The organism is uncultured Dokdonia sp., from assembly GCF_937910895.1.
GTDB lineage: Bacteria > Bacteroidota > Bacteroidia > Flavobacteriales > Flavobacteriaceae > Dokdonia.
This window is the reverse complement of the sequence record NZ_CALEMI010000075.1, coordinates 1-23,080: the sequence shown is the minus strand read 5'-3', so window position 1 is coordinate 23,080 and position 23,080 is coordinate 1. Positions and strand designations below refer to the sequence as shown.

Here is a 23,080-nt window from a genome sequence, read left to right as displayed (position 1 = left end):
AACATGGAAAAAAAAGATAGAGAATGGTTTATAGAGGTATACAATAACATATTTAATCCTATTAGTGATGTCAAATCATTAGATGTAGACAATAGAAAGCTTCGTGCAGTAGAAATAGATTTTTCAAAATTTGAAAATATTGATGATAAAACTATTCTTCGATTTTATAAATGTTTGAATTGGTGGAAAATATTTTGGAAAACAAAACCTGAATCTAATATCCAAGCCGAAGGTAGTTTTGAGATTATTCCTTTTGAAAAAATGATGACTGACGCTTGGGATGATGATTTAGGAGGTAATGATTGGGCACCAGATATGAAAGGGTTTAGACCATTAGACCTATTTTATGATAGTGATGGTTTTGTAGGTTTTTATATAGGAAGAGAAGATAAAAAAGGGCTATACTTAGTACATTCAGACAGTTCTGTAAGTCCCCTTCATGTAGACTTTGAAGGATATTTAGAATTATTGAGCCTATCTAGAGGTTTTGGATGGTGGCAAAATACGCTTGTAGAAATTTCAACAGGAAAGCATCAACCTAATGTGGATATTTTTAAAGAAAATATGCCTAAAATTTTTCCAGATTTTGATTATAAAGAATTTAAAAATCTATATGAGTCATTACGAATAGATAGCTAATAATAATGTCCATAAATCAAAAAAATAACATGTATTAAAGAGCGAATCATCAAATAAATTTAAAAATGAAGGTACACGCTTTCGTGAAAGCGTACTAACAAAATTAATATATTTATTATAAGCTATTTACAAACCTAGTACCCATAACAAGCATTACCATGACAGAAATCGTAGTCACTTTTATTAGAGGATTAAGAAAGTCTATAAAAGATTTTATGAATTCTTCCTTCCTCAGTTTGTTAGTTATAGGGATAATCTTACTTATCTTATTTAAGATGGATCAAGCATATACCATGATGGTATATATGCTTGAAGAAGATAAATTTTCTTTATTTCTATGTTTCATTTTTGTAAATGCCCTAGCACTTACTTTATCACATTATCCTATATATACCTATTACTCAAGAGGCTTTAATAATAGTACAGGAGCTGTTTCATGGGAAGATAAAAGAGTAACTATTACCTTTTTTAAAAAATATAAATGGTCATACCCTTACTTTATTTATAGCATTGGTAAGAAAGATTATAAAATTAGTGTCGCAGCAAATGTATTACGCTATACATTAGGTATTTTTATTTATGCCGTTTGGGTAATTTTCATTTACAAAAGTGTGCGTCCTAATCTCTTATTTAATGATCATCTCGGGGTTTCTTTACAAGCAATTACTTGGATTATTGGAATTTTCTTTTGCTTTCCTATTATCATTTACACTATTATAAAATATAGGATAGTCAAAAATAAAATAGTAGATAAAACAGCGCTATATACCAGAATTACGCGCTACTATTTTCTGGCGGCGTTGCTCTCTGCACTGCTCCTCACCTTCATCTTAATAAGTGATACTATATTTAGTAGATATGGATTTATCTTAATGATGTTATGTACGTATTGCATGATGTTTTGTTATGTTTTCTTTAGACTTGTACGGTCAAAAACAACAGATGTATATCATAATTTAGACAAAAAAAACAAGCTTCGGTTTTTTATTAAAATCTTAATCTACTTTCAGGATTCGGTTCATTATCTAAAAGTATTTGTTCTTCTTTTTATCATCTCAATCTTATTTATTGTCTATTGGAATATTGCGGCTTTATTAGGATATTCATTACATGGAAATGTCATTCCTATTTTACTCGTTTATTTATACGCATACTATTGGATGATTGCTAATATTGGCAAATACTTTTTTGTGGCAAATAGTCCTTTGACAGTGCAGCATACTGATAAAAGGTATTATCAAACCAAGACCTATAAACTAGCATTTTTAGGCATCTTATTTATTACCGTACTCTCTGTATATTCTTTCTTTTTTGCTGAGCAAAAAACCCATGAAATAGAAACCGTAGCAAATATTACTGATCCAGAAATAATAGTATCTGAAACAGATTTTATAAAAGCAATAAAACAAATAGAAAATGATCGCGTTTTCTTTGTCTCATCGTACGGAGGGGGTCTTAAAGCTAATGCTTGGACGATTAATGTGCTACAAAAAATTCAAGAAGAAACAAATCATCACTTTTTAAATCAAACCATATCGTTATCTGGAGCTTCTGGAGGGTCTCTAGGACTAGCAGTATACACTGGATTATATGCAGAATATGGTACAAATGATACTTTATTAAGGGAAAAAATAGATGCCATCTCAAGAGAAGATTATGCCTCTGCAGATCTCACATTTACGTTAGGACTGGACTTATATAGAAAAGTCTGGCCATTAACCAATGGCTTGGGGCTACAAGACAGGTCATATTATTCTATGATTAAATATCAAAATCATATAGAAAGCACCCCTAATAAAAATACCTTAAACGATATGGCTTATAGACATTATTGGGCAAAGGCGTTTAAAAATAAAGAAAGTGGTAAAGGCTATTTCCCTTCTCTTATTATGAATACAGCAGGAGTAAGAGCCAATAGAGGTATATTATGGTCTGTAAAAGACAATAATACCTTTGATGCTATATTCCCTAATGCAGATAACTTAGCAGATTTATATAAGCATAAAGATAAAACGTTGCCTTACTATCAGGCAGTATCTATGACCAATAGATTCCCAGGGTTGAGTCCAGCTGCAAAAATTAAAGGATATGGTCATTATATGGATGCAGGCGTGATAGACAACAGTGGCTTACTAAGTAACCTTGATATTTACAATTACCTTAAAGCTAGAACAAAAGATTCACTATTTGCTAATAAAAAGGTGGTTTTTATCGATATCATAAATAGTAAAAGTTTATACCTCAACCATCTCTTACAAAAATTTATTGAAGATGATTTTGACCTTCACACCATAGATGAATCTGAAAAAGATAATGTTGTTGTCAATTTATCAACGGCTCTTAATTATAATAAAATTCCCAAATACTTGAGTGACCTTTTTACAAATTGGGGACGTCAATCAGACTCAAATGTTGAGGCTATAGAAGGTAATATAAAATATTACCCTGTCTTTTTACCCCATAAAATTACGGTAGATGATATTGAAAGTTTTATGTCTGGTAAATATTCTGATACAGAGAGAAAACAACTTGCCACTTTATTAATTCCCTACAATGATAAAATACTGACTAAAACAGGAACAAACACCGTAGGCTTCTTTGAAAAATGGACCTATTATGAACCTACCTTATCTAGGCACATGGGGCAAAGTAGTTATACCTACTTAAAAAGTATGTTAGATGACAATGAATATATAGATAGCGTAATTACCGAAGTAAATAGCTCTAAATCCAATACACCAAAATAGTAGTGTACACCGCTTCTAAATTATAAATACTAATTATCAAAACAATACTGAAAATGATAGACACCGAAATTGAAAATACAGCTACTACAGCATCTGTAACTCCTATATTTAGTTTCTTAAAAGACTATATATCTTATAGACTTTCTTTAGAATTAACAAATGAAGAGCTTCCTATTCCGACATTAAATCTAGATGATAACACATCTATATTAGGTCAGTATATTAAAGAGGAAGCACTTTCTCTTGAAGAGATTATATGTATATGCCTTGCATTAGCGCCCCATATCTCTCCTCATTTCTTGAGTAGCATTATTTCAGAATTTTTACCTAATGGAGGTGAATTTCCTGAATTTGGAGGTATCAAAGGAAAAAATCATAGAGGGATACTACCTACAGCAGAGACCGTGGTCTATATTTTGGCTGGGAGTGATATTGATAGACGATTGGAAATCATTACTTCATTACAGCTTACCAACTCATTACTTCAAAGTAACGTATTATACATAGAGCAGGTTCCTAATGGAGAACCTAAATTAAGTGGGAAGTTATTAATACAAGAAGAAGCGCTTACAAAACTCACCATAGGTTTAGAGATTAAACCAACACTAAGTCAAAATTTTCCAGCAAGTCTAATCACAACAGAGTTATCTTGGGATGATTTAGTCCTTAATGATAAAACAATACAAGAAATTCAAGAAATAGAAACTTGGTTACAGTTTAATGACATTTTATTACATGACTGGAATATGAAAAGTAAGATTAAGCCAGGCTATCGAGTGATGTTTTATGGACCTCCAGGCACCGGAAAAACATTAACCGCAGGACTTCTCGGAAAATATACAGAAAAAGATGTCTACAGGATAGACTTATCTATGGTCGTATCTAAATACATAGGAGAAACAGAAAAAAACTTATCAAGCCTATTTGATCGAGCTATCAATAAAAATTGGATTTTGTTCTTTGATGAAGCCGATGCCATTTTTGGAAAACGTACTAATGTAAGAGATGCTCACGATAAATATGCAAACCAAGAAGTATCTTATTTGTTACAACGTATAGAAGCACATCCAGGTCTCGTGATTTTAGCATCTAACTTTAAAAACAATATTGACACTGCTTTCACGCGTAGGTTTCAATCTATTATAGAGTTTGAAACTCCAACGCATAAGGAACGTTTACAATTATGGGGAAATAACTTACCAAACAATATTACGCTTGAAGAAGCAGTTTCCTTAGAAAGTATTGCTAGAAAATTTGCCATTACAGGTTCTAATATTGTGAATATTATACAATATGCTTGTTTAAAAACCATAGCAAAAGGCACAACTATAATTACCTATGATATTATTCTTGAAGGAATTAAAAAAGAGTATATAAAAGAAGGAAAAACATTAAATGTGTAGTTATATAATTCAGTTATTTCGTCTAAAAATAAGTACACAACCATACATCAACTTGAGGTGAAAAATGCATCTATCTGATAAGATTCATTAAAAGTACGCTTTCGCGAAAGCGTACGCAGCAACAATCCCTTTTCAAAAATTGAAGATTCATCTATATTATACCAAATGAATATTTCAATCAAAGCTATGCCATTTTACCTATCCTGAACCTGATATTTAAGCAACTCTTTTTTTGCTTCCTTATACCCTATTTCAAATATTTTCTTTGCACTACGCATACTAAATGTACCATATTGAGAAAGCTCTTGTGCGCAGATAAAAATGTCACAGTTATTAAATTTATTATAGACGTGATGATGAAGATTTATTTCATAAGCCCTGTTAAGAACTTGGTATGAATATTTTAGAGAATCTACAGACATTTCACTCAGCGGGTTGGCGTACGATCCAATAATATAATCACATGTTTCTGTCAAATATTCTACTGGAAAGTCGTCTATCACACCTCCATCAAAGTAAAACACCCCATCGATCTCGATAGGCGTAAAAACCCCTGGAAAAGCAGAAGACGCAAGAATTGGACATATAAGTTGACCGCTATTAAATACCTTGGAGTTACCACTCTCAATCTCTGTAGCCGTAATGGTAAGTGGAATCTTTAGTTTTTCAAAAGAATCATCTGGAAAATAAAGCTTTAGATCATTTTCAAACTTTATAGTATCTATAAAACCAGGTTTTTTAAGAGCAAATCGAGTTAAATTAAAAATAGAGGTTTTTGTGAAAAATTCTAATATTACTTCCCAAGAATATCCTCCCGCATAAAGCGCTCCTACAATAGCCCCTGCACTCGTTCCAGCGATATAATCAATTTTTATTCCCTGCTCTGTAATCGCTTTGAGTGTTGCTATATGAGCAACTCCTTTTATACCTCCTCCAGAGAGCACTAAGCCTGTTTTCATGTATGCTGCTTTTTTGAAAAACCAAAATAGTGTATCTCACCACCAAGTGTTATGACTCTTGTCATTATTTAAAGTTAGTACTATTTTATATTTAAAACTCTAAAATACAATTATACCAAAACTTGAAGAACTAAACCAATTTGTTTAGCTTAACACATGATTATATATAAAATAGCGATATGGAACATTGACTCATTTGATGATACAATAGTTCTGTAGGATTTTTAAAATACGCTTTCGCGAAAGCGTAAAAAGAATGAAAGAACCTATTTAGGTCTTATCTTTAAAACATCTCATTTATATATAACATAAAAACCGTTGAAGCAAGCTTCAACGGTTTCCTGTACGCTAATTAAAATTGTTACCTAATATAAAAATTACTTCTTTATAAATCTTCTTGTGATTATAGTATCACCAGATGTAATTCTAATAAAATAGGTTCCCGTCTTATAGTTGGAAACATCAATACTTTGAATACCTCCATCTTTAACTTCTGTAACCAACATTCCTAACATAGAAAACACTTTAATGTTATCAATGCTTTGATCTTGTACATCAATATGAAGCACCGTTTCTGCTGGATTTGGATATATGGTAAACATCGTCGTATCCGTTCCTGCTAGTGGTTGTGTTCTTAATGCTTGTGACTTGCTTGCATCAACACAGAAGTTAGTCACATCAGAAGCTCCAAAATCTCCTCCAGAAGCAATCACTCCTTCAGAACTCTCTAGTGTGTAAGATCCATTTCCAAATCCACAACAAATACCATCACCAAATGCATCAGTGATTGTAAAGGTATAGTCGCCAGAAGATAATCCGTTTATATTTTCTACAACGGTAGAACCATCGGGATTTGCTGTCGAATAACTATTACTCGCTACAGTAGCACCTCCAGATGTTTGTAATGTCCAAGCGGTTTCTTCTGGATAATTATCAAGATTAATCGTAAGTGTTAATGCAGCAGCAGCACAATTATTGCTTGTTCCGCCTGTAGTAAGAGAGACCGCATCTATAGCAACATCTGCTTGCCAAGTACCTCCCGTAATTCTATTAAAACGTAACTGAAGACCGTCTCCTACATACGCTGCAAGATCTAGACTTACAGTATTCCATTGATTTCCTTGATTACCGGTTTGACTCCAAATAGATGTCCACGTCGTACCATTATCATCACTTGCTTCTAACGCAATAGATCCTGCATCGGTAGATCCAAACATGTGATATTGAAAAGAGAAAGTTGCTTGAGAAGCACTATTCAGATCAAAACAAGGCGAATTTAAAATCGCTCGTTTATTTGGGAAACCTGTCCCATTCCCAGATGCCTCCACATATACATACCAAGTACCATTAGCCCCAGTTGTAGGTCCTGTATTAGCAGAAGGTGTTCCCGCTGAATCTCGTGTCCAATTCAAATCATCGCCTGTTCCTTGTGTCCAAGCACCTAAAGAACTTTCAAAACTCTCTGTATATGGAAATGAAGAGATGCCTCCTGTACATCCGACTCCTCCAACACTCCCTGTCGTAACAGAAGCGGTATTACTTGATCCTGATTGATTTCCAGCAGCATCATTTGCAACTACTGTAAAATTATAGGTTGTCGCTGGTGTTAGTCCTGTAACATCAAAAAATGTATTTGCGGTATTTCCAATCACAACACCATTTTGCAATACATCATAATCAGTAACTCCTACATTATCTGTAGAGGCATTCCAATTTAAATCTGTCGTGGTCGTGGTGGTATTTGTAGCGGTTAAACTTGTAGGATTACTAGGTGCTTGCGTATCTGCGCCTCCAGAGGTCGTAAGTTCAAAAGCATCTATAGCAACATCTGCTTGCCAAGTGCCTCCAGTGATTCTATTGAAACGCAATTGAAGTCCGCTTCCTACATAGGCTGCAAGATTTAATTCAACAAGATTCCATTGGTTTCCTTGATTCCCTGTTTGACTCCAAATAGAGGTCCACGAATTTCCATCATCATTACTGGCTTCTAGCGCAATACTTCCCGCATCGGTAGATCCAAACATGTGATATTGGAAAGAAAATGTGGCTTGACTTGCACTACTTAAGTTAAAACAAGGCGAATTTAAAATAGCTTGTTTATTTGGAAAACCTACCCCGTCTCCTGATGCCTCAACATATAGATAAAAAGCTCCATCTGCTCCAGTCGCAGGACCTGTACCTGTAGAAGGTGTTCCTGCTGAATCTCGAGTCCAGTTTAAGTCGTCTCCTGTTGCCTGTGTCCATACACCTAAAGAACTTTCAAAACTCTCTGTATATGGGAATGAAGAGATACCACCACTACACGCTGTTACTGCGCTTGTAGTCACACTTACAGAATTACTTTGTCCTGATTGATTCCCTGCTGCATCTTTGGCAATCACAAAAAAGCTATACGTTGTAGATGGGGTTAAACCCGTTGCTGTAAAAGCCGTACTAGAAGCTGTTCCAATAACAGCTCCGTTTCGATACACGTCATATCCAGAAACTCCTATGTTATCTGTAGAGGCATTCCAAGATAAATCTGTACTTGTAGCTCCAGTATTTGAAGCGACTAAACTTGTAGGCGTAGATGGAGGATCAGAATCTGGCACCGCATTTCCAATTTGGAATGCCGCCACATGGCTTTTTCTTACCGTAGAAGCACTGCCATTCATATACTCTCCTATATGCCAGAACGTCAAATCATCTGTTGGATCTATCGTAAGCTGAGCATAATCTCCATAACGACCGTCAGGTCTATTGGTTTGCGCATTTCCGTTTACAATATTTTGCTCTGCTACGGTCATTGTTCCTAACGGATCTGATGCCAATCTTCCTGTATACCGTAGTGAAGTAAATACAGAACTACTTACAATGGTATATGCTAATCCTATATTTCCTTGAAAGTCCATTCCTATACTTGCACAAAATGTACTATGATTAGGCTGAGAATACGTCCCTTCCTGATAAATAGTCCACGGTTGGTTGTCTCCTGTCTGTCGGAGCTCATACCATCGTATTCCTGCTTTGGTATCATTTCCGCTAACATCAACTACAAAATTCATGACCGCAGAATTATGTGAGCCAAAACGTCTATAATTGGTCATATACATCATTGTCGCCTGAATAGCGTCAATATTAGGACCTCCTCCTGGTTCATCTAGGTTATTAAAAGATCCTCCGTTAAATACGGCATCAAAAGGAGCTGTATTAATTTGTTGCGGACTCGAAATCGAAGAACTTGCAGGGCTATTCCAATTGACACTAATATCCCAAATACTTAAATTATCCTGTGAGACACCACTCCAACCATCATCTTGCATATATACAATAGGATGCGGTACTCCAACAGGTGGTAATGTAGGTCCTGTGGCATTAAACCCTCCTGGACTATAAAATCCATTATTAGAAGCCCCCGGCAATGGAAAACCTATTAACTGTGCATTAGGATTTCCAACGAGCATTTCGTCTCTTTCTACGGCATATACCACCTCGCTTGTCGTAATAGACCCTTGATCTTTATTGGCTGTAATGTAGTATCCATCACTCCATATAGATAGTTTTTCATAATCTGGAAATGAACCTGTATTAAAACGATACGTAAACCATCCGTCATTCACAGGATCTGGTCCTTGACCTACGGCGATTAAAAAACCATTTGGAGTATTACTGAACTCCATAATAATAAAACGATCTGCATAGCGATCATATACTACGACAGGATCTCCAAGAGTTTCTCCAGGAAATAAGGTACCTAAAGAAGCTTCAGGCAATAAGACATTTCCTGAGCGATCTAAGATCCCAAAACCAGAGTTAAATGCATATACATAATGATTAGGTCCAATAGCTCCCGTAGGATCATTAAGTACCGTTCCTTGATGTGCTCCAAAAGAAGCAATAGGAGCTCTTCCTTGTATGGGTTGTACGGCTACTTGTTTTTGAAGTAATGGATCTGGTCCTGCAGGTAATCCTTTCCCAGGTATAAAGGTATTGGATCCTCTTCGTTTTGGAGGAGCCACATGTTCAAATCCAGCAGCTGAAATAATATTATCCATAGAAGAGAGTGCTGGAATTTCTCTCATATATGTTGCCTGACCATACGAGGTAGGTGACATTGATCCGTCTTGAGCGTACACTGTAAACGCACAAAATAGACACAAAATAGCGATCGTAATTCTTTTCATTTTGGTTGATATAAGTTGTTAAAAATAAATTAGTTATTAGTTAAATTAGGAAAAACATGTTCAATACTAGCAAGATTATTCTTAAAAAAACTCAGAACCCTTATTTCTATGGAAAACCCATAAAATGACGCTGGAAAACAAGCATAAAAAACACCTTTTCAAAACATCAAAAATGGCGTGCTTTAAAAAGCTATGATAAATATCATTACAAAGAGATTATATCTTTCTTTATAAAATGACACTATAAATAGTACTGCGCAAAAAAACTGTATACTACCTCTTCATATTTGCTGAGTAATTAAATATTGAATGACCTCAGCTTTTGGTATCAGTTAAGATATTCCATGGATGATTAATTTTTTTATTTTTTTGTAAGGGTACGCTTTCGCGAAAGCATAAACTTCTACTACCCCTTACTTTCTTTTGCAACATTGATTAGAAGTCGTTTACGAAATAACTTCCATAAGATGACGCTTCTTGGAAGTAGCCGTATGATTCCCAAATTAAAGGAAGTATCTACAACAAAACAATTCGTTTTTTTGAAAAAATGCTACAAATAAAATCTTGTCATTTATTTTTTATAAAAAACTTACTGCTTATGTATCAGGGGTATAAAACTATTTTATTTTATCACTCCTATCCTTTTTTAACAGGAGGTATTTGCTATTAATTGGCGATAATTCATACATTTACATGAACTTCAGAAATGAAGTATTGATCATTCTATTGAATTTCTTTATTAAAAAAATCACATTATGATACGAACATTACTCTGCATGCTACTTATTTGTTTAGGTACTATTTCTGCAAATTCACAAGAATCTATAGCGAGGGAGTGGAGTGAAGAACTCTTAGAAGCGATCCGTAATGACTTTGCGCGTCCTACGGTACATGCTCGTAATCTTTTTCATTCGTCTGTATTGATGTATGATGCTTGGTCTATTTTTGACGACACCTCTGTGCCTTTATTTTTAGGAAAGTCTTTTGGAGGATTTCAAGTACCTTTTGATGGGATTGCTATTCCAGATAATGAAGCCGATCTTGAAGCTGCTAGAGACGAGGTAATCAGCTATGCGGTATTCAGATTATTAATGCATCGCTTTGATGGCTCTCCAGGAGAAGATGACACGTTACCTGCACTAGAAGCAAAATTTGCTTCTTTATCTTATGATGCTTCTTTTACAGACACCGATTATAGCACAGGGTCTTTTGCCGCTTTAGGAAACTATATGGCTGAGCAAATGATTGCTTTTGGATTACAAGATGGATCTAATGAAGATTTTGATTATGGAAACACCTCTTACCTTCCAGTAAATGATCCATTAGTATTAGATATGTACGAAGACATTAATGACATTGACCCTAACAGATGGCAACCTCTGGCTTTTGAATTTTTCATAGATCAATCGGGTAACGTAATTCCTGGAGGTGTCCCTGATTTCCTAAGTCCAGAATGGGGAGTAGTAACTCCTTTCGCTTTAAGCGAAGAAAACTTAGAGATTTTCCCTGTGAATGGTTTTGATTATTACGTATATAACGATCCAGGAGCACCTTCACTTATTCAAGATTCTGATGGCAATGCCTTAGAAGATCCTTATAAATGGGGATTTGGCTTGGTGGCCTCTTGGTCAAAACATCTAGATCCTGCCGATGGAGTAATGATAGATATCTCCCCAGCAAGTATTGGTAACATACAAAGCTATCCAACTACGTTTGAAGAATATCAGGCTTTTTACGATTTTGAAAACGGTGGTGATGCTAGTATCGGGCACGATGTAAACCCTGCTACTGGACAGCCTTATCCAACACAAATGGTACCTCGAGGAGATTATGCGAGAGTACTTGCTGAATTTTGGGCAGATGGTCCCGACTCAGAAACCCCTCCTGGACACTGGTTTACGATTTTGAATTATGTAAATGACAATCCGCTTACGGTGAAAAAGATTGGGGGCGAAGGAGAAACCTTAAGTGATTTAGAATGGGATGTTAAAACCTATTTCTTGTTAGGTGCTGCCATGCATGATAGTGCTGTAAATACATGGGGTATCAAAGGCTATTATGATTATATCCGTCCTATTTCTGCCTTGCGGTATATGGCAGGTAAAGGACAGAGTGATGATAATACTTTGGGAAGCTATGACCCACACGGACTTCCACTTATTGACGGACTGATAGAAGTGATTGAAGTAGGAGACCCGCTTGCGGGAGACAATAATGAATTTGTAGGCGATCTTAAAATGAACGTTTGGAAAGGTCCTGATTATATAGATAACCCAGATACCGATGTCGCAGGTGTTGACTGGATTTATGCCAACAGATGGTGGCCTTACCAACGTCCAACCTTTGTGACGCCTCCATTTGCAGGATATATTTCTGGACATTCTACCTTTTCTCGTGCGGCTGCAGAAATCCTAACACTAGTGACTGGCGATCCGTTTTTTCCAGGAGGTGTTGGCACCTTTGAGGTAACTCAAAATGAATTTCTTGTTTTTGAAGAAGGTCCTTCTGTGAATATGACCTTACAATGGGCTACGTATAAAGATGCCTCAGACCAAACAAGTTTATCTAGAATCTGGGGAGGTATTCACCCACCTATAGATGATATTCCTGGTCGTATTTTAGGAGAACAAATAGGGCAAGATGTTTTTAATAGAGGACTTGCTTACTTTTCTGGAGCTGCGTTAAACACAGAGGAAGTCTCTGTCACATCTGTGACTATATTTCCAAATCCTGTAAATGACCTGTTACAAATCTCAGGAAACTATCAAGGAGATGTTGTATTTACTGTATATAGCATAGATGGTAAAAAAGTGCTTTCTGAAACCAAGCAGATGACCACTAATAGCACTACGCTAAATCTAGAAAAATTAACAACAGGTATTTACTTTTTATCCATTGTAGATCAAGTTCAAAACTCGTCACAAACGATGAAGATTATAAAGGAGTGATCATCTTTTAAAAGATTTTATAATTTACACTCCTGTCTATCGATAAGCAGGTTTGCGAAAAATAAAAAGACCATCACTTCTGACGGTCTTTTTACTTTTCAATAATCCTTAATCAGGAAGGTTTAATTTTATACGACGAATTTTCTCGTTAACTAATCCTGAAAATGTAAATCCATTTGCTGATCTAAATAAAGGGAAGTCTCCGCGTTTTTTTCCATAAGGATCATATATATATATATATGTCTGGATCTTCTTTTTCTTCATCTAAGAAAAAACCACTAAATTGACTATCTAATCTATCTATTACAAAAAAAGGTCTGTCAATCATATAGCCTGAATCTTCTATAAGTTCCATAAAATCTTCAAATATCCCTTCATAATCAGTATCTATACCTATATGGCAAACTTTTCCAGAAATATTTAAAAACTCTTCAAAAGCAAGAGGAAACTCATTCCCATCATTATATTTATCTCTTAAGTCAATAATTTCTAATTCACTCATTGATTCTTCAGGAAGAAATGAAGGTCTTAAGTTAGGATTATCTTTTAATTGTTGCATATATTGAAATTCCATAGTCTTGCTTTTTATGCTTTCAAAATATTAGAATACGATTTCGCTAAAAGCAATAAAAAAGCATAAATATTAGTGTGTCATTTTTACATCTCCTAACTAATCTCTAATCTTATTAGGTCTTCTATAAATACTATCTATTTTACTGTCTTAGATAATTTATTGATTATCTTCTAAAAAAGCCTTAAACTCATTTAAGAATAAAATAAAACTTTCTGTAGACCATATAAAATCTTCTTCCTCTTTTTTATTTGTTAAGTCAAAAAAATATACTTCATCTGTATATATAGAAATACCTAAGTTCCCACCTTCAACTTGATATTCATACCTCTCTTCACCCTCTAATATGCTAATTTCATCCAATATATTTTGAACTTCTTGAACAGTCCACCTATATGAGTTTATTTGAAATAAACTTTTTTCACTTTCAATTAAAGAATCATAATCGACACCATAATCGAATGTCTTTAAATGTTCTGGCACATTTGCTGAGTTTATATCATATTTTTTAAATTTCATAATTATCATTTTTATATTTAAATTGAAGGATAAGCATTTGTTAAATTACCTAATTTATCAAATTCAATTAATACTTGAAAAGTATTATCACTATTCATGGAATTATATTTAAACGGAGGTTTAGTAAAATCTTTTCCCGACTTTACTAGATCATCATAAATTAAAGCAACTTCCTCTTTTATTCTAGTAATATCCCCTGCTAGCGCCCGTCTGTGACGGGTGCCGTATGGAGTAAAACCAAACTAAAACCTCATTTCCTACAACCAGAAAAGGCATCCCTAGCTATTCCAAAATACAAAAAGCTATGATTTAGCATCATAAGATACATTGTTGTTTTCTGATTATTCTAAAACGATCTTTGTAACCAAGGAATATTATTATTTTGTAAATCTTCAATAGTATAAAATTGTGTGGTTGACTCATCAGCAATTATCATTTCTGGATAAAATGGCAAAAATTCTTTTAAAAACATATGTATAAATCGTTCTTCAAAAGATTCGTGATCTATAGATAGCGCAATAAAATATTCTTCCTCATCTACAATTACTTTATCTCTCTTAAATTCTTCAGAATTCATTACTCTTATTCCTAAAAAATGAAAATCTTCATCATTGACATCTAAATATAAATCTAAATCTGCTAAACTAGAATACAGATTCTCTTTCTCTTTTCTAAGATTTAATTTATCCGCAATGCTTTCAATTGAATTAACAATAATTTCTTTTTCCTTGTAATTCTTTAGTAGTAAATATTTATTATTCATTTTAATAAAGTTTTTTAAGATTGTTTACCCCTTCAATAAAAATAACTCCTTGGTCTTTTAATTCTTTTAGAATAATATTATTAAAATTAAATGTACCTAAATTGTCATATACTACAACAACTTTTTTCTTAAAAGGATTCATATATTTTAAAGAAGTGGTTTCATTGATAGGTAAATATTTTTGCATTTGAACCTTTAATTGTTCAATATTATGACTGTTATGCAATTGTGATTTTGCTTCAATAATATATTGTTTTGTTCCAAAATCAATATCCCCATTCAATCTTTTTTGAGGCTTTAATTGTGTTACATTATTAGAAAAATCTGTTATTTCATCTCCAAAACGCTTTGCTAATTCAAACATTTTCTTTGCAACCTCTGCTTCAAACTTTGCACCAATAGTAGGTGGGCTTTTAAAAGCTTTATTAATATTTTCTAAAATCACTTTCTCAGAAAGTTTAGCCCATCTAAGTTCAACTCCTGAAGCGTTTTTCCAAAACCAATTTCCTGCTTCTAATCTTAACCCTAACTTCTCTATTTCCAACAATTCATCCAAAAACTTTAAAATCTCTTGATCTTTTGCAGCGTGGGTAAATATCTTATTCTTTATAAAACCATTAATTTCTTTTGCCGCACCACTTGCTATAACTTGTCCTCTATAGTATAATGCGTAAACTAATTTACCATCTACTATAGCATCTAATACCAAAACATTAAGATTCCATAAGCGTTGTGCTTTTTGTATAGTTATAGATAAGCCATTTATAGCCCGTATGCTTTCAAAAGGTACTATTTTAAAAGAAACTTTACCAAAGTTTGCGATCTCTACATTAATGATTGCATTAAAAAGTAATACACGTATACGTTCCCTAATTGCAGCGGCTTTTGCACCTTTTAATCTACGCAATCTAGCTAATGTTTTAGGTCCATTTTTTATAACACCTTGACGTATCGCAGAGCTTATACTCACAACAGCAGTTGCGATACTTATTTTTTCCCAATTTTCTATAAACCAATCACCTTCTTCTGTTCCTTTTAAACGTGCTTTTCTAAAAATAAGAATAAGGTCACCTAGACCAACAGCAATTTCTGTAACAGCTATGACTGCAACTATTCCTGTCGCACCAGCCCCAAGTACTCCAAAAGAAACTAGTGTTGCAACTACAGTAGCGATTATAGCTACTCCTGTAATAATAGTATTCCATTCTGTTTCATTAGAAAAAAATTTTACTTCTAAGGCAGATGCAAAACGTATATCACCAGTGACTTCATCTTCTAAAGCTATAAGATCCAAAGGGTTAAATTTTGTTTGGATTTGTTGCACAACCTCTCTAATTTTAGAAGTTCCGATACTCATACTCCCCCCAGGAAATCCGACGCCACCAGCAGATGTTGTCACTGTTGCTCCTTCCCTATATGTATATTGTTGTAAAAACACTGTATTCTGACTATCAGTTACAGACAGATTACTATCTACTATATAATTTTTTCCTATAAGAAATTTTGCAACAGAGGCTTCCCCGCTAATAAAGCTAGCTATAGAAGTTATAAAAGTTGTAAAATCTACTTTTTTAGCATCGCTTAGAGCATTATATATCCTAAGTACATCTTCTGGATGTTTTTTAAAATCATTATAGGCAATTGTCAGATCATTAAATCCATACATGATATTTAATATTGCAGAACCTGTGTCTATAAACCAACTGTCTAAATCATATGCAGTTAATAATTTTAAATCTTTAACCAATTGTTCATCTCCACGTTGACTGATAACAAATCTCGGAGCTCTCTGATACAACCATTTTAATAATTCTTCATCTTCAGAAGTACTTCTGAAAGCTTTATTAAAGGCATTAATGATCTTGTTTCTAACTTGTTCATTCTCTCTAGCACCTATATAATTAGACAAAGCAGAGTAATCTTCATAACTACCTGATGTTAACTCAATAGCTACTTCATCTTGATGTGCGTATTTAATCTTCTTAACAAAAGAAATTGACTTCCCTAATTCTAATTTAAAATCAAACAACACTTTATGTTGTCGTATAGAAACAGTTCCTAATTTTTTATTTAATTTTCCTACTAATTGTAAGCTTCGCTTTTCTCCACTAGAAGAATCTATCTTCATAGGAATTTGACTTTCATAATCAATCTCCTGATCTCCGCCAACTTCATCCTTTATTACTATTGTCTGTCGATCTGCCTCATAATTTTTATAGTAATAAGGAATTGGGGTACCACTTGCCAAATCCTTTCCTAAAGCCTCAAAGTCTATTGGCCAAGTAAAAAAACCCTCTTCAAACCCTGTATCCTCTTCAAACACAATGGGCGGACTAAACCCTAATTGGTCTGCAAATTTAAATTTGCTCATTTTTTATGTTTTTTTGTTATTTATATCCACCCGCATACACGTGCCTCATAGCCTTATCGCAGTCCATATCCTGTATAATAGGATATGGACTGTGTTAGCTTTCGCGAAAGCGTAACCACTACTAACGTTCGCAAAAGAGATAAGGTTTTAAATAATACCTCTTAAAAGGTAGCTTCGCCGCCTCCTTCTTCAGGAGGAGTTTCTGTTCCTGTAGCTCCCTTTAAAGTCTGCTCACTTTCTAAGATTGTATTTTCAAGCTCTCCTTTAGGATCAAAACAAGGAAGTCCTCCTTCATCAAGTATCGCAGATTTTGCTTGTACAATGGTAAGAGAGGTAGGGACTCTGGTTTCCCAAGTAGACTCTACTTCTCCCGGTACACTTTGTAAATCTTCCATAATAGAAAGATAGGTTTCATTATCTGTGGTCATGCCTTGACCTGTCCATAATTCGCCTGTTTCTAAGTACCAGTTGGCAGCGGCTTCAAATCCTGGTCGTATTGGTAAAACCACACGTGCCATTCCTGCTTGTAAAAAGGCTTGAAATAATGGATCAGAACCATTTCTTTGTTGGAATAATTTTACCCAATCTTTTTTAGCTGCATAGAAGTATGGATATAAGGTATAAGCCATTAAATCCCAATCAAACACTTGCTCAAAGAAACGCACTGTTTCTGCATGTGTTTGTAAGGCTTGCGATGCATTTACTGGACTCACACAGGTCTCTGGATTCATACCCTGATAATGATCTTGAGCAAAATTCAGATCACATTGTTCTGCCATCAGCTCGATACAAAGACGCTTTAATTCTTTTTGTTCAAGACTTCTGTTAAACAACGGGTTAAATCTAACATCCTCTGTAGTTTCAGTTACTGGCGCATCAAAAATAGCTTTCGCATCTTTATACTCAGCAAGACGCTCTTGATACGCTGTTTTAATGGCATTATAGGTTTCGTTCTGCCATTGTTGCTTTGGTTCAGAATTAAGGTAACAATGCGCTACAATATTAAAATTAATAGGTTCTACGTCTTCTGTTGCGATAGAGATAGGAAGTACCCCTGTGATCAGATTATTGAGAGGGGCATTATCATATTCAATATCTTTCCAACTACTAGTCGTACCAAATGAAAATTTATTATCTCCTATGTAAATAGCTGCACTAGCAGTACCTCCGTTTCCTTCTCTTATAATGTTCCCCCGTATATCTACCGCACTACATCTATAGCCTTCAGGAAGTTCCATTTCATAATCTTTAGCGTTTCTATTAAAGCTATCATGTCCTTGCGCTTCTTCTCCAAAAAATTTATGACTAAAGGATTTTCCTATTCTTAAAAGAGGAGCCAGATATGCATTTACCTCGGCATTATATAATGCTGCAGCATCTTGGTAGTTTTCAGCATCAAGATCTACTGGGCTATTTATATTCTGACTCTCTAAGGTTACTGGTGGTATAGGCTCCACCATATCATTTGTGTTAGTATCTCCATCCTCAAGACGCTTTTTTATGGCCTCTTTAAAGAAACGTGATGGTTCTGGAACGGTAAATTCATAAATGAGTCGTTTGCCATAATTCACCAATTGGTTTTTATAGATTTTGTCAACCCATCTGTATACACCCGTAATATGCTGATCACCTAACGTATTATCAAAACCGTGCACATTATTTTCTTCAAATTCTCGTAACATAATAGACGTACGACGTGTACTTACTTTTTGCACCACACGCTCTAAAGCACGCTCAGTTACTTCTTGCGCATACGATTGTGCTTGAGAATTTGAATTTGACGTAGAGGTAGAGGAAGAAAAATCTGCATAGGCACCAAGATTAAAAGAAACTCCTGTTGCTTTAGGACTGTAACTAAAATTTGCAGTAGCTCCATAGTTTTGAGATTCGTCTTCATTGATGACCGCAGATACTTCTGTTTGTAACTCACTACGTTCTGTAGTTGTCGTGTCTGTTAAATTTTCTACTTCACGTTCACTTGTTGTCTCTGTCTCTGTTTGTAAACTAGTAAGGCTTCGGGTACTACGTTCTTTGTACTCGCGTGCAAGAATATTTTCTATATGCGATACTTCTCCAGGAACATAACACAAGATTTCTTGTTCTACACGTCTAAAGTCTGCAATTCCTAGACTTGTTAAACCGAAGACTTTTTTGTCTGGGAGTGTTGTGCTGGGTTGTGGAGTTACTTCATCAAAATAACCATAAGTAGCTCTATTAACATAGATGTTTCTATCTATATTAAACTCCCCGCCTATAACCTCTAAAGACCCTTCTAAATAATAATAAGTTGCCCCTTCTGGGAAAACGATACCTTCTGGAAATAATGCTATCGTTAAAAAATCTCCATCATTCAGTATTTCAAAAGATACACTTTGAAAACTATCTTCTGTCTGAGGAAAATAAATGCTATAATCAGCACCTGTAATATTAGAACCTGTCACATGATCAAAAATTTGTAAGATTATATTACGAGTTCCATCATTAGTTTGCTCATGTAGTGGTATAAAGTTATAATCATAGTCCCCGTCTTGTGCTTCTGCTCTTGTTTCCAAAGGCACAACATTTCCTGCAATACGGATGTTTTTAGGTTGAGGTGACAGTGGTGTTAATGTTCCTATTTCTTGCTTACGCTCTTGAATGCGTCTTCCTATGGCTTCGTTAACTTCCCCTAAAGTGTCATACAAAGGAAGCTCTTCTACTAGCTTTTGAGAAGTCATAAATCCTAAGGCTTTATCTGACAACCTAGTTGTTAAATAAGCACCTGTTGGATCTACGGGTGTAAATGTAAATGTTTCTCTATCCATAGCGACTAAATCAGCACTCCTATCTGTCGCAGGGGTGTCTCCTTCAGGTTCTCCTTTATTGGGATTATCAGCAATCACATCATCTACTCGTTTGTTAAATAGATCTAATGCTTCTTTAAAAGCACGTTTGTTTTCTTTATCGTATAAGGTTTCTATTTTATCTATTTCTGACCGTACTTGTTTATAGTTTTCAACTTCTCTTTCTAAAAGGACACGTTTTACTGTATTATCTCTTTTTGCCTCTTCTTTATTAAGAGGTTTACGGTGTATCCCATTAGATTTTATTGACTCTAATTGTGTTAAAACTCTTGGAATCACAACTACTGCATTTGCTCTTCGTACAAACTCTTCTACTTGATCTTCAGTAAAGGTAATTTCTTCTGTAGACCCTGCCCTGAACGTTTCAAATGCCTTTAAAAATTGGTTTGCAACGAGTACTTGAATTAAGGCATTTCGCACATGAGTAGCTGTATTTTCAAAAGCTTGATATAAAAGATTTTCCCAAATCAATAACTCTTGAGTTTCTGTTAACTCAACGGCTGTTTTTTTATTATCATAAATACTAGCATAGGATAACACATTCTTAGTACGCATTAGCCAAGACGAAAAATCATACAAACTTTGATTCTGATTCCGAATCTCGCTTTTATTTTGAAAAGCAGTATAGGCTGTATGAGCTGCCTTTAAATTTAATTTTTTTGATGCCTCATCACTGGTCTCTGCCACTGTAATAAAATTACTTTGAGTTGTATCCGGATGAAAGACAAACCCTATCGTATTGGTACTTTCATCTACTAGTTGCGGGTTTCTTAAAGTGACAAACCTAAACAGGTTTGCTTTTGAAGGTTTCTTATTCATTTTTTATTATTTAAAGTTAAAATTGGACATAGGTGTCCTATTGAGATTATGGTCTCGTTTTTTTGGAGGTGTTTGGTAAGATGATCACAAATGCTAGGCGTTAGCATTGTGTAAAGGTCAAGAGGCTTTTATTTAAAAGCACTCCATACAGATCTAGTGGGTTGTATTAAAACCAGATGATGATAGCCTATTGTAGGCTTATTGTCTATCGTTTGCTACAGTTACATGTGGGCATAGGAATCCCATGCTGACAGGTATAATGTCAATTTATTATTACCTCAACATGAAGTTTTAATATACGCCTAGATTTTTTCTATTTTTATAAAAATAACTTCTTAAAAAAAGCATCACATATGTTAGAAAACTATGGAATATCGTTCTTTTTTTAAAGCGTGTTCTTAAAAGATACGCTCTTTATACAAATAGGACTGTTAGTATGTAAGGGATGTCAATATGCCTTGCATACTGTCCCTAAAAAAGAGTTTACTAAAGGATCATTAATTTTTTCACAGCTTTTAAAAAGTTATTAAGTTCATACCCATCCTCACTTGAGGATCTTATAAACGCTTTTCTTAAAGTGGTGCTTGAAAAGTGTTCTTCATTTTCATATATTCTACAATAATCACTCGTAACTCCTAGGTTCTTGCTACCATCTGTTTATTGTATAATGTCAAATATATTTTACAAATGTTTAATTATTCGACATTTTTTTGTAATTTAGCGCTAACTACCGTACAAATATAAAACATTTTGCAACTTAAAACAAACATTTGTGTTATTTTTTTCGCAAAATGCAAAATAAAAAACTGCCCCTATGGAAACTATAAATGATAAGATAAAAAACATTATCCGGCATTTTGGATTCAACAATTTTTCCTTTTCAAAAGAGATTGGCGTTACCGGAACAACTGTAGACAGCATTGTAAATGGTAGACCTCAGTCTGATGGCTCTCGAAAAAAAACAAAGCCTGGCTATGATGTGCTATTGTCCATTATAGAAACCTTTAAAATCAATCCTGATTATCTCTTTGGGCAAAGCGATATCATGCTTAAAGAAAATACTTCAAAAATTCAAACATATTCTGGAATGCCTCAAGTAGTAGCCGTAAATCAATCAGGCGAGGAGAATGTTGTATATGTTCCTATAAAAGCAAGAGCAGGCTATCTAGATGGATATGGAGATACAGAATATATCGAAACACTTCCTACCTTTCACATGCCACATCTTACCAACGGCACCTACCGTTGTTTTGAAGTACATGGAAACTCTATGGTTCGTACTTTTTTTGATGGAGATCTTGTTTTTGGCAAATATGTAGAAGACTTAAACGATATTAAAGACGGTCGTGTGTATGTGATTGTGAGTAAAAACGATGGCATTGTCTTAAAACGTACCATTAATAGAATTGCAGAGCGAGGAAAGCTTATTTTAAAGAGTGATAACACTGATGGAAATTATCCTACCTACACCATGAATGCCGAAGATATTATGGAAGTATGGTATGTAACAATGTATGCATCCAAGCAAATGCCAGAACCTGTAGATATTTACCATCGTCTTCATGAGTTAGAAAGTAAAGTGGTAGACCTAGAAGAAAATCTGCAACAAAAGCTTTTAAATTAATTGTATGTGAACTATAATTATTAATGTATTTCTATGTACGCTTTCGCGAACCTGCCTTTCGGCAGACAGAAGCATATACTCAAAAAGTACTAATTACACATATATTTTACAACAGTCTCTATATCAACCCATGTAGTTTGTGCGTATTTCTAATAGCCTCCTCATTTTTCTGATCAATCCAAGCTTGCCCTTTTCGATGACGCATAAAGTTATCAAAATAGCGCATAATAAAGACATTGTACAGCGCATATCGGAGGTGTTTTGGCTTTCGCGGAAGCGCACGTAAACTCATACTGAATCCAGGCGTCTCATACTTCATAAAATGCCAGTATCCCTCTGGCATATACAACGTCTCTCCATGGTTGAGATGACATATATAGCCTTTTGCTTTTTTTAATACAGGAAACTTCTCATAATCGGGATGATCAAAATCTATATCTTCTCTTGTGATCAAACTGTGAGGGACTTTATATAAGTTTTTGGTCTCACTAGGGGGAAAAAGAATACATTGTTTCTTCCCTTCAAAATGAAAGTGTAAGATATTTGCCCAATCAATATCATGATGCATAAATACCTTACTATTTTCTCCCCCAAAGAATAGCATGGGGAGTTGCTTTAGTAATCGAAGTCCTATTTTAGGAAATTTAAAATCATGTTTTAATGCAGGTACTTCTTTCATCAAATTATATAAAAAAATACGATAATTGGTAG

The 23,080-nt window shown here is 34.5% G+C and carries 13 protein-coding genes; 5 read left to right on the top strand and 8 right to left on the bottom strand.

Going from position 1 to position 23,080, the window contains the following annotated elements; all coding sequences use genetic code 11:
* Positions 1-3: 3 nt before the first annotated feature.
* The 3 genes from Q0505_RS09250 (at position 4) to Q0505_RS09240 (ending at position 4,789) form a co-directional block, all read left to right on the top strand.
* Positions 4-639 carry a hypothetical protein gene (locus Q0505_RS09250; RefSeq protein ID WP_299211845.1) on the top strand — a complete coding sequence of 212 codons (636 nt, stop codon included), beginning with the start codon at positions 4-6 and terminating at the stop codon, positions 637-639.
* A 158-nt stretch (positions 640-797) separates the two neighbouring features.
* Positions 798-3,386 carry a hypothetical protein gene (locus tag Q0505_RS09245; protein WP_299211842.1) on the top strand — a complete coding sequence of 863 codons (2,589 nt, stop codon included), beginning with the start codon at positions 798-800 and terminating at the stop codon, positions 3,384-3,386.
* Positions 3,387-3,439: 53 nt separating this feature from the next.
* Positions 3,440-4,789: an ATP-binding protein gene (locus tag Q0505_RS09240; RefSeq protein ID WP_299211837.1), complete on the top strand. Its 1,350-nt coding sequence runs from the start codon at positions 3,440-3,442 to the stop codon at positions 4,787-4,789.
* Positions 4,790-4,983: 194 nt separating this feature from the next.
* On the opposite strand, the gene Q0505_RS09235 is transcribed toward Q0505_RS09240, so the two are convergent.
* Positions 4,984-5,748, bottom strand: a complete 765-nt coding sequence (locus tag Q0505_RS09235) for a patatin-like phospholipase family protein (RefSeq protein WP_299211834.1) — start codon at positions 5,746-5,748, stop codon at positions 4,984-4,986.
* Between the two features lie 377 nt (positions 5,749-6,125).
* Positions 6,126-9,911, bottom strand: a complete 3,786-nt coding sequence (locus Q0505_RS09230) for a T9SS type A sorting domain-containing protein (RefSeq protein ID WP_299211831.1) — start codon at positions 9,909-9,911, stop codon at positions 6,126-6,128.
* A 755-nt stretch (positions 9,912-10,666) separates the two neighbouring features.
* Between Q0505_RS09230 and Q0505_RS09225 the strand changes: the two genes are divergently transcribed.
* Positions 10,667-12,859 (top strand): T9SS type A sorting domain-containing protein, encoded by a 2,193-nt coding sequence (locus Q0505_RS09225; protein ID WP_299211828.1) that lies wholly within the window; start codon positions 10,667-10,669, stop codon positions 12,857-12,859.
* Between the two features lie 223 nt (positions 12,860-13,082).
* On the opposite strand, the gene Q0505_RS09220 is transcribed toward Q0505_RS09225, so the two are convergent.
* The 5 genes from Q0505_RS09220 to Q0505_RS09200 all read right to left on the bottom strand — a co-directional run bounded on the left by Q0505_RS09220 (position 13,083) and on the right by Q0505_RS09200 (position 20,745).
* Positions 13,083-13,433: a hypothetical protein gene (locus Q0505_RS09220; RefSeq protein WP_299211826.1), complete on the bottom strand. Its 351-nt coding sequence runs from the start codon at positions 13,431-13,433 to the stop codon at positions 13,083-13,085.
* 156 nt (positions 13,434-13,589) lie between these two features.
* Positions 13,590-13,949, bottom strand: a complete 360-nt coding sequence (locus Q0505_RS09215; protein ID WP_299211823.1) for a hypothetical protein — start codon at positions 13,947-13,949, stop codon at positions 13,590-13,592.
* A gap of 346 nt (positions 13,950-14,295) precedes the next feature.
* On the bottom strand, positions 14,296-14,712 hold the full coding sequence (locus Q0505_RS09210) for a hypothetical protein (protein WP_299211820.1): 417 nt from the start codon (positions 14,710-14,712) through the stop codon (positions 14,296-14,298).
* A 1-nt stretch (position 14,713) separates the two neighbouring features.
* On the bottom strand, positions 14,714-17,083 hold the full coding sequence (locus tag Q0505_RS09205; RefSeq protein ID WP_299211817.1) for a hypothetical protein: 2,370 nt from the start codon (positions 17,081-17,083) through the stop codon (positions 14,714-14,716).
* 161 nt (positions 17,084-17,244) lie between these two features.
* Complete coding sequence (locus Q0505_RS09200) at positions 17,245-20,745, bottom strand: hypothetical protein (protein WP_299211814.1); 3,501 nt, start codon at positions 20,743-20,745, stop codon at positions 17,245-17,247.
* An 814-nt stretch (positions 20,746-21,559) separates the two neighbouring features.
* Here Q0505_RS09200 and Q0505_RS09195 point away from each other — a divergent pair.
* Positions 21,560-22,369 carry a S24 family peptidase gene (locus tag Q0505_RS09195; protein WP_299211811.1) on the top strand — a complete coding sequence of 270 codons (810 nt, stop codon included), beginning with the start codon at positions 21,560-21,562 and terminating at the stop codon, positions 22,367-22,369.
* Positions 22,370-22,487: 118 nt separating this feature from the next.
* Here the strand turns inward: Q0505_RS09195 and Q0505_RS09190 are convergent.
* The coding region (locus tag Q0505_RS09190; RefSeq protein ID WP_299211808.1) for a cupin-like domain-containing protein at positions 22,488-23,080 on the bottom strand (593 nt) is incomplete at its 5' end.